The 14,464-nt window shown below is 50.6% G+C and carries 6 protein-coding genes; 4 read left to right on the top strand and 2 right to left on the bottom strand.

The features are described from left to right. Positions 1 to 84: 84 nt before the first annotated feature. Positions 85 to 3,825 (bottom strand): phosphoribosylformylglycinamidine synthase, encoded by a 3,741-nt coding sequence (gene purL / locus I6E49_RS10440; protein WP_235402195.1) that lies wholly within the window; start codon positions 3,823 to 3,825, stop codon positions 85 to 87. 519 nt (positions 3,826 to 4,344) lie between these two features. On the opposite strand from purL, the gene I6E49_RS10435 reads away from it, so the two are divergent. After that, on the top strand, positions 4,345 to 5,907 hold the full coding sequence (locus tag I6E49_RS10435; RefSeq protein WP_235402194.1) for an OmpP1/FadL family transporter: 1,563 nt from the start codon (positions 4,345 to 4,347) through the stop codon (positions 5,905 to 5,907). Between the two features lie 556 nt (positions 5,908 to 6,463). Here I6E49_RS10435 and I6E49_RS10430 read toward each other — a convergent pair. Beyond that, entirely contained in the window at positions 6,464 to 8,515 is a 2,052-nt protein-coding gene (locus I6E49_RS10430; protein ID WP_235402193.1) for an HD family phosphohydrolase, read from the bottom strand. 102 nt (positions 8,516 to 8,617) lie between these two features. Between I6E49_RS10430 and gltX the strand changes: the two genes are divergently transcribed. The 3 genes from gltX to I6E49_RS10415 all read left to right on the top strand — a co-directional run bounded on the left by gltX (position 8,618) and on the right by I6E49_RS10415 (position 14,436). Continuing rightward, on the top strand, positions 8,618 to 10,135 hold the full coding sequence (gene gltX, locus I6E49_RS10425) for a glutamate--tRNA ligase (RefSeq protein WP_235402191.1): 1,518 nt from the start codon (positions 8,618 to 8,620) through the stop codon (positions 10,133 to 10,135). Between the two features lie 313 nt (positions 10,136 to 10,448). Further along, positions 10,449 to 12,257 carry a DUF349 domain-containing protein gene (locus I6E49_RS10420; protein ID WP_235402189.1) on the top strand — a complete coding sequence of 603 codons (1,809 nt, stop codon included), beginning with the start codon at positions 10,449 to 10,451 and terminating at the stop codon, positions 12,255 to 12,257. A gap of 139 nt (positions 12,258 to 12,396) precedes the next feature. Continuing rightward, entirely contained in the window at positions 12,397 to 14,436 is a 2,040-nt protein-coding gene (locus tag I6E49_RS10415) for a TonB-dependent receptor domain-containing protein (protein WP_235402188.1), read from the top strand. Positions 14,437 to 14,464 lie beyond the last annotated feature (28 nt).

The following is a 14,464-nucleotide window of genomic DNA, read 5'->3' as shown; positions in this document are numbered from 1 at the left end:
ACAGAAAAAGCCCCACTCCCAACAGACGGTATTGACATACCGCTCTCTCCCTTCTGGGGAGGGTTGGGAGTGGGGCTTTATTAATTATTTATTGTTCTCAATCCACTTGCGTGCATTGACGAATGCCTCAATCCAAGGTGTAACGTCGTCCTGACGACGCTCGGCAGGATACCAAGCGTTCTGCCATGGGAAGATGGCGCGCTCCAAGTGGGGCATCATTGCCAAATGACGGCCGTCGGCTGAACATATACCAGCTACGTTATAGTCTGATCCGTTCGGGTTGCCAGGATACTCTGCGTAGTTATAGCGAGCCACAACGTTGTACTTGTCCTCAGCCTCAGGCAATGAGAACTTGCCCTCGCCGTGAGCCACCCAGATGCCGAGCTTGTCGCCACTGAGTGAAGAGAACATCACGCTGTTGTTCTGCGGAATCTCCAAACCGAGGAATGTGCTCTCAAACTTGTGCGAGTTGTTGTGCAGCATACGTGTGCGGTGCTCGTGCTCAGGATTGATAAGGTTGAGCTCAACCATAAGCTGGCAGCCGTTGCAGATACCCAATGACAGGGTGTCCTTGCGTGCATAGAACTTGTCGAGAGCCTCCTTTGCCTTCGGATTGAAGAGGAATGCACCTGCCCAACCCTTAGCCGAACCAAGCACGTCGGAGTTAGAGAATCCGCCACAGAATACTATCATGTTGACGTCTTCGAGTGTCTCGCGGCCGGTGATGAGGTCGGTCATCATAACGTCCTTAACGTCGAAGCCTGCAAGATAGAGCGAGTATGCCATCTCACGCTCGCCGTTTGTACCCTTCTCACGGATGATAGCAGCCTTGATGCCCGATGCTGTGCGACGGTCGGCAGATATTCCGTAGCTATCGAGTGAGCCCTTGAACGAGTCGTGGAACTTCATTTCTACAGGCTGCTTCTTGTAGTTGTCGCGGCGTTTTGCAGCACAACCGTTGAAGCTCTGGTCGCGGTCGAGCAGGTAAGAGGTCTTGAACCATGTGTCGCGCAGAGCGTCGATGTCGAAGGTATGAGTGTATTCGTCCTTCTTGATGACGATGGTGCGCTCTGAAGGAGTGGGATAACCGATCTTGGCGTAGCCGATACCGTTCTCCTCCATGTAGTCCTTGAACTCCTCCTTGTACTTGTCTGAAACCTGGATAACAACGCCCGGGTTCTCGGCAAGGAGCATCTTGATGATGTCGTTGCCTGCAAGGCTGTGCAGGTTGATGTGCATACCGCCCTCAGTATTGGCGAAGCACATTTCGAGCAATGTTGTAATCAGACCGCCGGCAGAGATGTCGTGACCAGCCATAATCCAACCCTTCTCGATCATTTCCTGAACTGCGTTGAAGCAGTCGGCGAAGTATTCGGGGTTCTTTACGGTAGGAACGTCGTCGCCAACGAATCCGAGGCTCTGTGCAAAGGCACTGCCGCCAAGACGCTGCTCGTCGAACGAAAAGTCGATATGATAGAGTGAAGAGTTCTTATCGTTTACCAATACGGGCGAAACAACCTTGCGTATGTCCGAAACCTCGCCACCTGCGCTTACGATAACGGTGCCCGGAGCGATGATCTTCTCGCCGTTGGGATACTGCTGTGTAAGCGACAGCGAGTCTTTACCGGTCGGAACGTTAATCTTCAAGTCGATACAGAACTCACTCAGTGCCTTAACGGCGCTGTAAAGACGAGCGTCTTCGCCCTTCTGCGAGCGGCAAGGCCACATCCAGTTGGCTGAAAGCGAAAGGCTGTTCATGCCGTCGGCAAGAGGAGCCCAAACGATATTGGTCAGAGCCTCGGCTACAGATAGAACCGAACCAGCTTCAGGTGAAGCCAAACCAGCCTGCGGAGCATGGCCGAGAGCAGTAGCGATACCCTTCTTTCCACGATAGTCGAGAGCCACAACGCCGCAGTCTGACAGCGGCAGCTGAATCTGGCCCTGGCACTGCTGACGTGCAATCTTGCCCGTTACCGAACGGTCTACCTTGTTGGTCAACCAGTCCTTACATGCCACAGCCTCAAGTTGCAGCACGCGGCTGACGTACTTGTCGAGTACATCGTCCTTACCGTTCTCTGATGTTTCTTCGTGAGTATACTCGGCATCCTTATAGTGACGCTCCACAGTTTCGTCGCGCATGATGGTCTTGGGTGAGTGACCGAACATCTGAGCAACGTCCAAGTCGAACGGCTTAACGCCGTCGCCCTGCTTGAATGAGAAGTGGGCGTCGCCCGTTGTTTCACCTACTACATACAGCGGAGCACGCTCGCGCTCTGCAATACGGCGTACGTGGTCGATGTGCTTCTCGTCGATGAGCAGGCCCATACGCTCCTGGCTCTCGTTGGCGATAATCTCCTTAGCCGAGAGAGTCTTGTCGCCGATAGGCAGTTTGGTCATGTCAATCTCGCCACCGCACTCCTCTACGAGCTCCGAGAGGCAGTTGAGGTGACCAGCCGAACCGTGGTCGTGGATACTTACTACCGGGTTTACATCCTCCTCGCACAATGCGCGTACGAGGTTGTAGGCACGTTTCTGCATCTCAGGGTTGGCACGCTGAACGGCGTTCAGCTCGATACCGTTGCTGTAACGGCCGGTATCAACTGACGATACAGAACCGCCACCGAGACCGATGCGATAGTTGTCGCCACCAACAACGACAACCTTGTTGCCCTTCTGCGGCTCCTTCTTGAGGCAGTCGCGCTTTGTGCCGTAGCCAACACCGCCTGCAAGCATGATCACTTTGTCGTAAGCATACTTCTCATTGCCCTCCTGATGCTCGAAAGTGAGCAACGAACCGGTGATGAGAGGTTGTCCGAACTTGTTGCCGAAGTCGCTTGCTCCGTTCGAAGCCTTGATAAGAATCTGCTCCGGAGTCTGATAAAGCCACTTGCGGACGGGCATGATGTCCTCCCAGTCGCGTGTCTGGTTGTCGTCGTCATGAAGACGCGGATAGGCTGTCATGTACACAGCTGTACCGGCGATAGGCCATGAACCAACGCCACCGCCCATACGGTCGCGAATTTCGCCACCCGTACCAGTCGCGGCACCGTTGAACGGCTCAACGGTAGTAGGGAAGTTGTGAGTCTCAGCCTTGAGCGAGATGACGCTCTCGATGTCCTTCACCTGAAAGTAGTCGCTTGTAGACTGGTCCTTCGGAGCGAACTGCTCTACGACCGGACCCTGTGCGAAAGCCACATTATCTTTATAAGCAGAGAGAATCTTGTTGGGGTTCTCCTTGGTGGTCTGCTTGATCATTGCAAACAGCGACGACTCCATTTCCTTGCCGTCGATGATGAATGTACCGCCGAATATCTTGTGGCGGCAGTGCTCAGAGTTGATCTGTGCGAAACCGAATATTTCAGAGTCTGTAAGCGGACGGCCCAATTCCTTCTCTATCTTATGGAGATATTCAATCTCTTCAGCCGACAGAGCCAGACCCTCCTGCTCGTTGTATTCCTCGATGTTCTCCACGCGCTTGATAGGCTCAGGCTGGTGGTTAACGGTGAAGATGTCCTGGTTCAGACCCTCGTACATGCGCTGAAGCATAGGGTCGTGGTCGGCATCTTTCGAGTCGACGGGGAAGTACTCCTCTATACGCGAAATGCCGTGGAGGCTCATATTCTGAGTTATCTCTACGGCATTCGTACTCCATGGAGTAATCATTTCGCGGCGTGGGCCCACGAAGAAGCCCTCGACGGTCTCACCCTCTATGAGTGTAGCACCGCCGTACAGCCAACACAGTTCATTGATCTCATCTTGTGAGAGCTGGTGATCCACTTCTGTAGCGATCACGCTCTTGCTTGGAGTCATGAAAAATAAAATCATACTGCTTGTATATGTGTTTTGATTTGAATTCTATCGTTTGCAAAGTTACTACTTTTTAATCGAATGTATACCGATTTATATTATTATTTATTTTATTTCATCGTTTTTCCTTCTCTTAGCAATCCAAAAACAGCTAAAACGCCAATCCAAAACAGCTAAAACACCTATATAATAAGGTGGTTTCACGGAATAATTCACCATGGTTTTCAAATGTAGTCCTTTTGCCTTCCAAAAGGATTCCTTTTACACTCCAAAAGGACTCCTTTTGCACATCAAAACGAGTCCTTTTTAAAGGCAAAACGAGTCCTTTTGAAAATGAGGGAATGAAATCTCTGTTTTCAGACAAATAAAACCAAAATTTCTGACAAATTCATACCGAAACCTTGCACAAAACCTTTTGTTTGTGCAAGGTTTTGTACTTTTTCTGTTAATAGACCTTAAATAAGTATTTGTTTTTACGGAAGAATAGGACAATCTGATTACCTTTGCAACCAATATTTTAAAGGTAATTAAATTAAGATGAACAAAATCAAGACAGTTTGCTTGACAGCAGCGATTGCCTCAAGCAGCTTTTCGTTTGCAGGAGGACTACTTACAAACACCAATCAGAACATAGCTTTCAACCGTATGATGAGCCGTGAGGCGTCAATCGGCATTGACGGCGTTTATTTCAACCCGGCTGGCGTTGCGTTTTTGGGTCAGGGTCATCACCTCTCGCTCAACTGGCAGTTGGCTTATCAGCACCGTTCTATCAAGAACGACTACCAGTTGTTCACCAACAACGTGAACAATCCTTTCACTCCACGTACATTCAAGGGTAAGGCTTTCGCCCCCGTCATTCCCTCACTCCAATATGCTTACAACAAAGGACACTGGTCGTTCCAGGCTAACCTGGCACTTGCCGGTGGCGGTGGAAAGTGTACTTTCGACAACGGACTTGGTTCGTTCGAGAAGATTGTGAGCGAAACAGCTATGGGAGCATGCGGACTTGCTGATAAAATAGATGATGTTCTTGGTGCTACTATGTTTACTTCCGATCAGGCTTTTGGAAAGACAGGCAAGTATACCTACGACAGCTATATGCACGGTCGTCAGTATTACTACGGTATTTCTATAGGTGCTGCTTATAAGGTAAATGACAACTTCGCAGTATATGGCGGTGTGCGTACCGTATATGCATTGTGCAGTTACTATGGATATGTACGCGACATCAAGGTAGGCAACATGCCTCTCTATCAGGTTCTTGACCCTACCAAGACCAATGCAGCCGATATAGAACTCAGCTGCGACCAGACCGGACTCGGATTCACTCCGATGATTGGCGTAGACTTTAAGACTGGCCGCTGGAACTTCTCGGCTAAGTATGAGTTCAAGACCCGTATGCGTCTTAAGAACAAGTCGGTAAACCAGTCTCCGTCAATCGGTAACCTTCCAAGCAACCTTGCCACACAGATGAATGGTATTCTTACCAACAAGTTTGTTGGCATGGGTATGGGAGCTGAGGCAGCTGCTGCGGCTGCCCAGAAGAAGACTGCTGAAGTGCTGGGTAATACTTCAGTACAGGCAAAAATGCTTGGTCTCAAGCAGCAATTTGACTCAGAGCTTGACGAAGCAATCGGCGAATACGAAGACGGCAAGAAGATTGAGGGCGACATTCCTTCGCTTCTCACTGTAGGTGTAGGCTACAAGCCAATCGACGAGTTGCGTATCAACGTAGGTTTCCACTGGTTTGACGACAAGCACGCTACTTCTTACAACAACCGTCAGAAGAAGCTCGACCGCGGAACTTTCGAATACAGCGCAGGTGTAGAGTACGATCTCAACAAGAAGTTCACCGTAAGCACCGGCTGGCAGCGCACAAGCTACGGCATGACCAACGACTACATGGACGACAAGTCGTTCATTGTCAGCTCAAACTCTGTAGGTGTAGGTGGTGTAATCCACCTCTCAAAGAAGATGGATTTGCAGGTGGCCTACTTCCATACTTTCTACGAGACAATGAAGACACAGAAGAACAACTATTCAGCCGACTTCACTCGTAACAACAATGTGTTTGGAGTAGGACTGGACATCAACTTCTAAGTCTGAACGAATAAATTGCTTAAAATTCCGCCATATACCTTAAGTTTCGGTAACAAGTGGTTATGCGGCAATCGCATCGATATTAATTTATCGTGTGATTGCCGCTTCTTTGTATGTTGCCAATGGCTATATCACCCTCTCAGCGCATCACCGTCTCATCACAATATTTGCATTTTTAAGCCCTCAAAACTATGGGTTGAGCGCACAAGGAAATCTTAAACTCGAAATTCTCGAGTTTTGCGCGTGCAGCGGTAAGCTGTTGATACACACGTTGTTATTACGTAAGCGTAGCAAGTGTGCAAAAAAAATATCGTTAAAAGGACTCCTTTTCGTCGCAAAACGACCGTTTTTACCCTCCGTTTAGGCCCCTTTTGCTTTACAAAAAAGGCTCCTTTGCATTCCAAAAGTAGTCCTTTTGCAATGCAAAGAAGCCTCGGATGGAGATAGAGAGTGGTATTTTACGTTGAAAAACCGATAAAAACCGCCTCTGAAATTTCTAGAATCATTTTTCGTTTTGTAACACTTTTTTACTGCGTGTACAATATTTGTATTGCCTTTACTTCTTCGCCTCAGGATACGATATACGTGTGTGGTATATTGCTTTGAGGCGTTCGATGAGTACGATTTTGGCGAGGGCTATGTCGCGGAATGTGATTGGACAATCCTTGAAGTAGCCGTCAGCCACGTCGCCGTCGATGATTTTGTTTACCAGTGTGGCGATGTTCTCCTCTGTATATTCTGTTATTGAGCGCGAAGCAGCCTCCACGCCGTCGGCAATCATGAGGATTGCCTGCTCGCGTGTGAACGGGTTGGGACCCGGGTATTCAAACGGCTTCGGGTCAATCTCTTCGTCGGGATGCTCATTCTTGTATTTAATGTAGAAGAACTTGGTCATTCCCGTGCCATGGTGGGTCACGATGAAGTCGCGTATGATGGTAGGCAGATTCTCACGTTCAGCCATTTTCACGCCCTCGGTGACGTGATTGATGATGATGCGTGCGCTCTCCTTATAGTCGAGGTGGTCGTGTGGGTTGACACCTGCTTGATTTTCGGTGAAGAAAACGGGGTCGGCCATTTTGCCTATGTCGTGATACAGCGCACCGGTACGCACCAGAAGCGAGTTGGCACCAATCTTATTGGCTATCTCGGCAGCAAGATTGCCCACCGTGATGGAGTGCTGGAAGGTGCCGGGCGCTATCTCCGAGAGGTCGCGCAGCAGTCCGCGGTTGGTGTTGGACAGCTCAAACAGCGTCACGCTCGACACGAATCCGAACATCTTTTCGACGATGTACATCAGCGGATAGGCGAGCAACAGCAGCACGCCATTAACCACAAAGTGGTAGTACATGTCATGATCCATGATGGTGAAGTCGTTGTCCTGAATCATCTGCAGAGCCAGATATACCAGTGCGCTGCCCATTGCCACGAGTATTCCGGTCTTGAACACCTGGGCACGGCGTGTCAGTTCGCGCAGCGAATAGATGGCTATCAGGCCCGCTACAATCTGAATGATGATGAATTCGTACTGGTATCTCACGGCGATGGTGCATATAAGCAGCATCGTGACGTGCGAGATGAACGCCGTGCGCGAGTCCATAAACACACGCACAAACATCGGAACCATGGCGAATGGCACTATGTAGACGCTCAGAAAGTTGTGGCGCATCATTATAGCCACTATCACCGGGAAGAGCGTAATGAGCGAGTAGAGCATGGCGATGGAGCGCGGCTTGTTGAAGTAGTCGCGTCGGAACAGGGCGAGATATATGGTGAATAGTGTCACCATAAGGGTCACAAGTATTATCTGTCCGATAATGGTGCTTGTTATCTCATTCTGCGTTGCCGAGCGGCGTTTTATCTCTCGCTCGAACGAGTTGAGCACGCGGTAGGTGTATTCGTCGACAATGTCGCCACGGTCAATCACCTTTTGTCCGCTCATCACCATTCCGCTGGCAGGCGGTATGGACGACAGCAGGTCGTTGCGTTCGGTCAGCGAGCGTTCCTTATCATATATAAGGTTAGGCTCGATGTAGTTGTTCAGATTGCAACGCTGTAACAACGGGCGTTGCTGTGCTACCACGTCGTCGAGGAATATCTGCTCGTAAGCCGACAGCGTAGAGTAGATTTCGTTGAGCGGCATGGTCTGTGCGTTGTTGCCTATGACCACGCGCACCAGCGAAGTGGAGTCGCGATATATCTCGTTGTATTCGGGCGTGTCCATGATACCCGTCTGATACAACCGGTGCAGCTGCTTGGCTATTATGTCGATGTACTGGTGTGGCAGTCCGGGAATGCCGTCGTGGAAGTCGGAGAGGAACTTGCTCACCTGCTTCTTCTCCACCGTCTTGTCGTAGTTGTAGTAAGGTTGGTAGGTCTGCAGCAGCGAGTCCTCCTGGGCTTTTATGGTCTCGTCGGTCTTGTAGATAGGAAAGTCGAACTTGGCAATGAACGAGCCGTACATCCACGGCTTGCCGATGTCGTATCTGAATCGCTGACCCTCGTTGCGCGGCAGCGACCATACTATCACCGTCACAGTCACCAATACCAGCGCTATACGGGTGAACATATTGCGCCAGAAATGTTTTCTGCTCTTCTCAATTCTGTACATATATTGTCTTATTATAGGTTTGGACTGCAATATTACAAAAAAAATGTCTAAATTGAGAAAAACTTACTACCTTTGTACACAAAAATAAAAACATACTATAATATGTCAGATAGAAAAGTAAGGGTGCGCTTCGCGCCAAGCCCAACAGGACCTTTGCACATCGGTGGTGTGCGTACAGCATTGTATAACTATCTATTCGCGCGTCAGCACGGTGGCGACTTGGTGTTCCGTATTGAGGATACCGACTCTCATCGCTTTGTGCCTGGAGCCGAAGATTATATCATCGAGTCGTTCCGTTGGCTCGGTATCAAGTTTGACGAAGGAGTTTCGTTCGGTGGCGATCACGGCCCGTATCGTCAGAGCGAGCGTCGCGCCATATATAAGAAATATGTCGACCAGCTCCTTGCCGACGGCAAGGCTTACATAGCATTCGATACTCCCGAGCAGCTTGAAGCAAAGCGTGCGGAGATTCAGAACTTCCAGTACGATGCCAAGACACGTATGCAGATGACCAACTCGCTCACTCTCCCGAAGGAGGAAGTAGAACGTCGCATCAACGACGGCAAGCAGTATGTGGTGCGTTTCATGGTTGAGCCGGGCATTGAAGTGCATGTAGACGACATGATTCGTGGCGATGTGAAGATTAAGAGCGACATTCTCGACGACAAGGTGCTCTACAAGAGCGCCGACGAACTGCCCACTTATCACTTGGCAAATATCGTTGACGACCACCTTATGGAGATTACTCACGTGATACGTGGCGAAGAATGGCTGCCCAGCGCACCGCTTCACGTTCTGCTTTATCGTGCCTTCGGATGGGAAGACACTATGCCTACATTCGCCCACCTGCCGCTTCTGCTCAAGCCGGAGGGTAAGGGCAAACTCTCGAAGCGCGACGGTGACCGTCTCGGTTTCCCCGTGTTCCCGCTTGAGTGGCACGATCCCAAGACTGGTGACGTTTCTTCAGGCTATCGTGAGAGCGGCTACTTCCCCGAGGCTGTAGTCAATTTCCTCGCCTTGCTGGGCTGGAATCCGGGTACAGAGCAGGAGATGTTCTCGCTTGACGATCTTGTTGAGCAGTTCGATATACACAAGTGCTCTAAGTCGGGTGCCAAGTTCGACTTCCAGAAGGGCATCTGGTTCAACCACGAGTACATCCTGCGCAAGTCGAACGAGGAGATTGCCGACCTCTTCGCACCTATCGTTGCCAACAACGGAGTGGACGAGTCGATGGAGCGTATAACACAGGTTGTGGCTATGATGAAGGACCGTGTGAGCTTCGTCAAGGAGCTTTGGCCTCTGTGCTCGTTCTTCTTCATCGCCCCTACAGAGTACGACCAGAAGACCGTCAAGAAGCGCTGGAAGGAAGACTCAGCCAAGGTTATGGGCGAGTTGGCAGAAGTTCTCAACGGCATAGACGACTTCTCTATCGAGGGACAGGAGCCCGTCGTGATGAAGTGGGTAGAGGATAAGGGCTACAAACTGGGCGACGTTATGAACGCATTCCGCCTTGCGCTTGTTGGTATAGGCAAGGGTCCGGGCATGTTCGACATCTCGGCATTCCTCGGAAAGGAAGAAACCATCAAGCGTTTGCAGCGTGCCATCGAGGTGCTTAAGTAAACCTTTGATACAAATATTTAAAAGAAACAGGAGGTTATGGCTTCGTGCCATGGCCTCCTGTTTTGGCATTCCGACAACCGTTTTTCTGCATTCAAACTACTATACAACAACCTCATAATTAGCAATAATCCCCCAAAACGAGTCCATTTAGACCCGAAAAGCATAAAAAAACGTTCTTTTTTGTTGCTTTTCGGTTTTTTTTATTTAAGTTTGCAACCTATATAAATATATATGAACATGAAAATCATGTCATGGCAAAGCCTTGGCATGGTGAGAATTTGAATTACCCTTATCATAAACTTAAAACAGTGAAATGATGGACTCTCAAGAGAAAGCCTTGAATCAAGGTACACAAGAAGTGGCGAATGTGGAGAACGTAGCTGAAGTCAAGAACGTTGACACTCCCGCCGAACAGCCGGTGGCTAACAACAAGGTATACAAGACAAAGCAGGAGGTTGTAGAACGCCTGAAGCAGATAGCACAGAGCGATGACAATCCTGACAAAGATGAGATTGATCTGCTTAAGACTGTATTCTACAAGTTGCACGTCGCCGAGCGCGAAGCACGTCTGAAGGAATACATCGAAGGCGGTGGCGATCCCACAACATACCAGATTGTGCCCGACGAAGACGAAGAAACATTCAAAGAGCAAATGGCTGTGGTGCGCGAAAAACGTGCAAAGGTGTTCCTGGAGCAGGAAGCCGAGAAGCAGGCCAACCTTGAGAAGAAGCTCGCCATCATCGAACGTATCAAGGCAATGGCTACATCGCCCGATGAGGCCAACAAGTCGTACAATGAGTTTAAGGAACTGCAGCAGGAGTGGAAGGACATCAAGGCTGTGCCGGCAGAGAAAGCCAGCGAGCTGTGGCGCAACTACCAGCTCTATGTCGAGCAGTATTACGACCTGCTGAAGCTCAACTCGGAGGCTCGCGAGTACGATTTCAAGAAGAATCTTGAGATAAAGACCAAGCTGTGTGAGGCTGCTGAGAAGCTCGCCGATGAGGAAGATGTAATCAGCGCATTCCACCAGTTGCAGGAACTTCATCAGCAATATCGTGAGACTGGTCCCGTTGCCAAGGAGTTGCGCGAGCAGATCTGGACACGCTTCAAGGCTGCATCGACCGTCATCAACAAGCGTCATCAACAGCACTTTGAGGACCTTCGCGCCGGTGAAGAGGAAAACCTCGCACGCAAGACCACTCTCTGCGAGAAGGTAGAGGAGATTGGCAAGCTCGAAAACAAGGGCGCTGCCGACTGGGAGAAGCACTCTAAGGAGATAATCGAAATACAGAACGAGTGGAAGACCATCGGTTTTGCACCACAGAAGATGAATGTCAAGATATTCGAGCGCTTCCGTGCAGCGTGCGACGACTTCTTCGGCCGCAAGACTGAGTTCTTCAAGCAGCTCAAGGCAGCCTATGCCGACAACATCGAGCGCAAGAAGGCCCTCGTCGAGAAGGCTAAGGCACTGGCTGAAAGCACCGAGTGGAAGTCTACAAGCGACAAGCTCATCGCCCTTCAGAAGGAATGGAAGACCGTAGGTCAGGTTCCAAAGAAGCTCGGCGACCAGCTCTGGAACGAGTTCCTCGGAGCTTGCAACAAGTTCTTCGAAGCACGCAAGGCTGCCAACGCAGGCACACGTGGCGAGGAACGTGCCAATCTCGACAAGAAGCGCGAGCTCATTGCTCAGCTCAAGGGTCTTGGTGCTGAAGCCACAAAGAATCAGGTTCAGGCTCTCGTCGACGAATATAATAAGGTGGGACACGTGCCCTTCAAGGAGAAGGACGCCCTCTATGCCGAGTATCATGAGGCGCTCGACGTTATATATCGTCAGCTTAACATCACCACAAAGCGCCGCCGTCTTGACGACTTCAAGTCGAACATCAAGAACATGGCAAAGCGTGGCGAGGAGGCTTTGGGCTCAGAGCGCTCACGCCTGATGCGTCGTTTCGACCAGCTCAAGCAGGAAATCCAGACCTACGAGAACAATCTCGGTTTCCTTAACGCAAGCTCTAAGAAGGGCAACAGCCTTATCGACGAGATGAATCGCAAGGTGCAGAACCTGCGCGACGACCTCGAACTGGTTCGCCAGAAGATTAAGGCTATCGACGCTGAGAAATAAATGATATACAATTATTTTTCAAAATAAGTTGCACAGCGCTGCAACGACAACTCGCATTGCCAGCGATTGGTAGTGCGAGTTTTTAAAATATACGCCCCTGTATAATTTTATTCATTTTATTAATTAATTCAACAAATCTATGTACAGACACAGATTTAACGACAGACAGGCTCTGCGCTTCAAGCATTTCTCGCGCCGTAGCTATGCTCTGTTCAGCTGTATCGGACGTGAGGTGCTCATCTGCACCCTTAGCGTGGCAACTTTGACCTACGCCAAGGCAGACGGAATCAGTACCAAGCCTGCTGCTACAGCAATGGCAGCCGACTCACTTGGCCGTCAGGAGGTGAAGCTCGACGAGGTGCTTGTCACCGGTTCGCGTGCTCCGCTCACTGCGTTGCAGTCGGCAAAGATTGTGACTGTCATCTCGCGCGACGACATTCAGCGTGCGGAGGCGGCAAGTATCAACGACATTCTTAAGTTAGCCACGGGCGTCGATGTCCGTCAGCGCGGTGGCTTTGGTGTACAGACGGACATCAGCATCAATGGCGGCACGTTCGACCAGATTACCATTCTATTGAATGGAGTGAACATGTCAAGCCCGCAGACCGGCCATAATGCAGCCGATTTTCCCGTTTCTCTTTCTGACATTGAGCGCATCGAGGTTCTCGAGGGTGCTTCGGCACGTGTGTTCGGATCGTCGGCGTTCAACGGAGCCATCAATATCGTGACGCGCACCGACAAGGAGAGCAGTGTGCGTGTGTCGGCCGAAGGAGGCTCGTTCGGCACATTCGGTGGCGATGCTGGTTTGAGTCTTCGCACGGGCAGCGTCAGTCAGCAGCTCAGCGGAGGCTATACGCAGAGCGACGGTGGCACAGCCAACAGCGATTTCAAGCGCCGTCGCATGTATTACATGGGTTCTTGGGAGTCGCGCTATGTCAATCTGTCGTGGCAGGGAGGTCTGTCGTCGCAGGATTATGGTGCTTCGACATTCTACAGCGCCCGCTTCAACAACCAGTGGGAGGCTACACGCCGCTTCATGGCATCGGCTCTTGCCGACATTCGTCCGTTTGCCGACGAGCGTCTGGTGTTCTCGCCCTCGGTATATTGGCACCGCGACGTCGACCATTATCAGCTTACGCGAGGCAAGGAAGGTGCCAAGAACGGCGAGAACTATCACCGTATGGACGTATATGGAGCCGCTCTCAACGCCCATGCTACATGGCTGTTGGGCAAGACAGCCGTTGGTGTCGACCTGCGCAAGGAGCATATACTCAGTACGGCATACGGAATGCTGCTCGACGAGAGCGAGTGGACCGCCATACACGGTTCCGACCGCCACTACGACCATCGTGGCGACCGCACCAACACGAGCCTATTCCTCGAGCATAACGTGATTCTCGGTGGCTTCACTTTGTCGGCTGGCGTACTTGCAAATCGCAATACTGGTCTTGACAACCGTTTCCGTTTCTATCCTGGTGTAGACATCTCTTATCGTCCGAGCGACAACTGGAAGTTCTATGCATCGTGGAACAAGGCGCTGCGTGTGCCCACATTCACCGACCTTTATACTTCAAATTCGGCACAGCAGGGCGATCCCAACCTCAGCCCCGAGCGCAATTCTACCTTCAAGATTGGTACACGCTACCGCACACGTGGCGTTGAGGCTGTGTTGAGCGGATTCTACTCAGAGGGCAAGAATATCATCGACTGGGTTTACCCAACTTCCGAGAGTCGTAAGTATCAGGCGATGAACATCGGCAAACTCGACAATATGGGCTATTCGGCTGACGTTACGCTCAATATGGACGAGCTCGTTCCGGGTTCGTTCATCACACGCATCAAGGCTGGTTATGCCTTCATACATCAGAAGCACGAGACCGACCGCGAGATATTCGGTTCGCTCTACGCCTTGGAATACTTGCGCCATAAGGCCACATTCCAGCTCGACCATCGCATCTGGAGTCGTCTTTCGGCATCGTGGGCAGTACGTTGGCAGCAGCGCATGAACAACTATTCGCCTTATACAAAGGTGGATGTCAAGCTGATGTGGACCGCTCCGTCGTACAGCCTTTACGTAAAGGCCGACAATATTACATGCCACAGATACTACGACCTGGGTGCTGTGCGCCAGCCGGGATTGTGGATTATGACAGGCGGAAGCGTTAGAATAGGGTTGTAAGAGATAAAAGCCCCACAAAGCCCCGAAA

The sequence above is a fragment of the Leyella stercorea genome (assembly GCF_021531655.1).
This window is presented reverse-complemented; position numbering and strand designations above follow the sequence as displayed.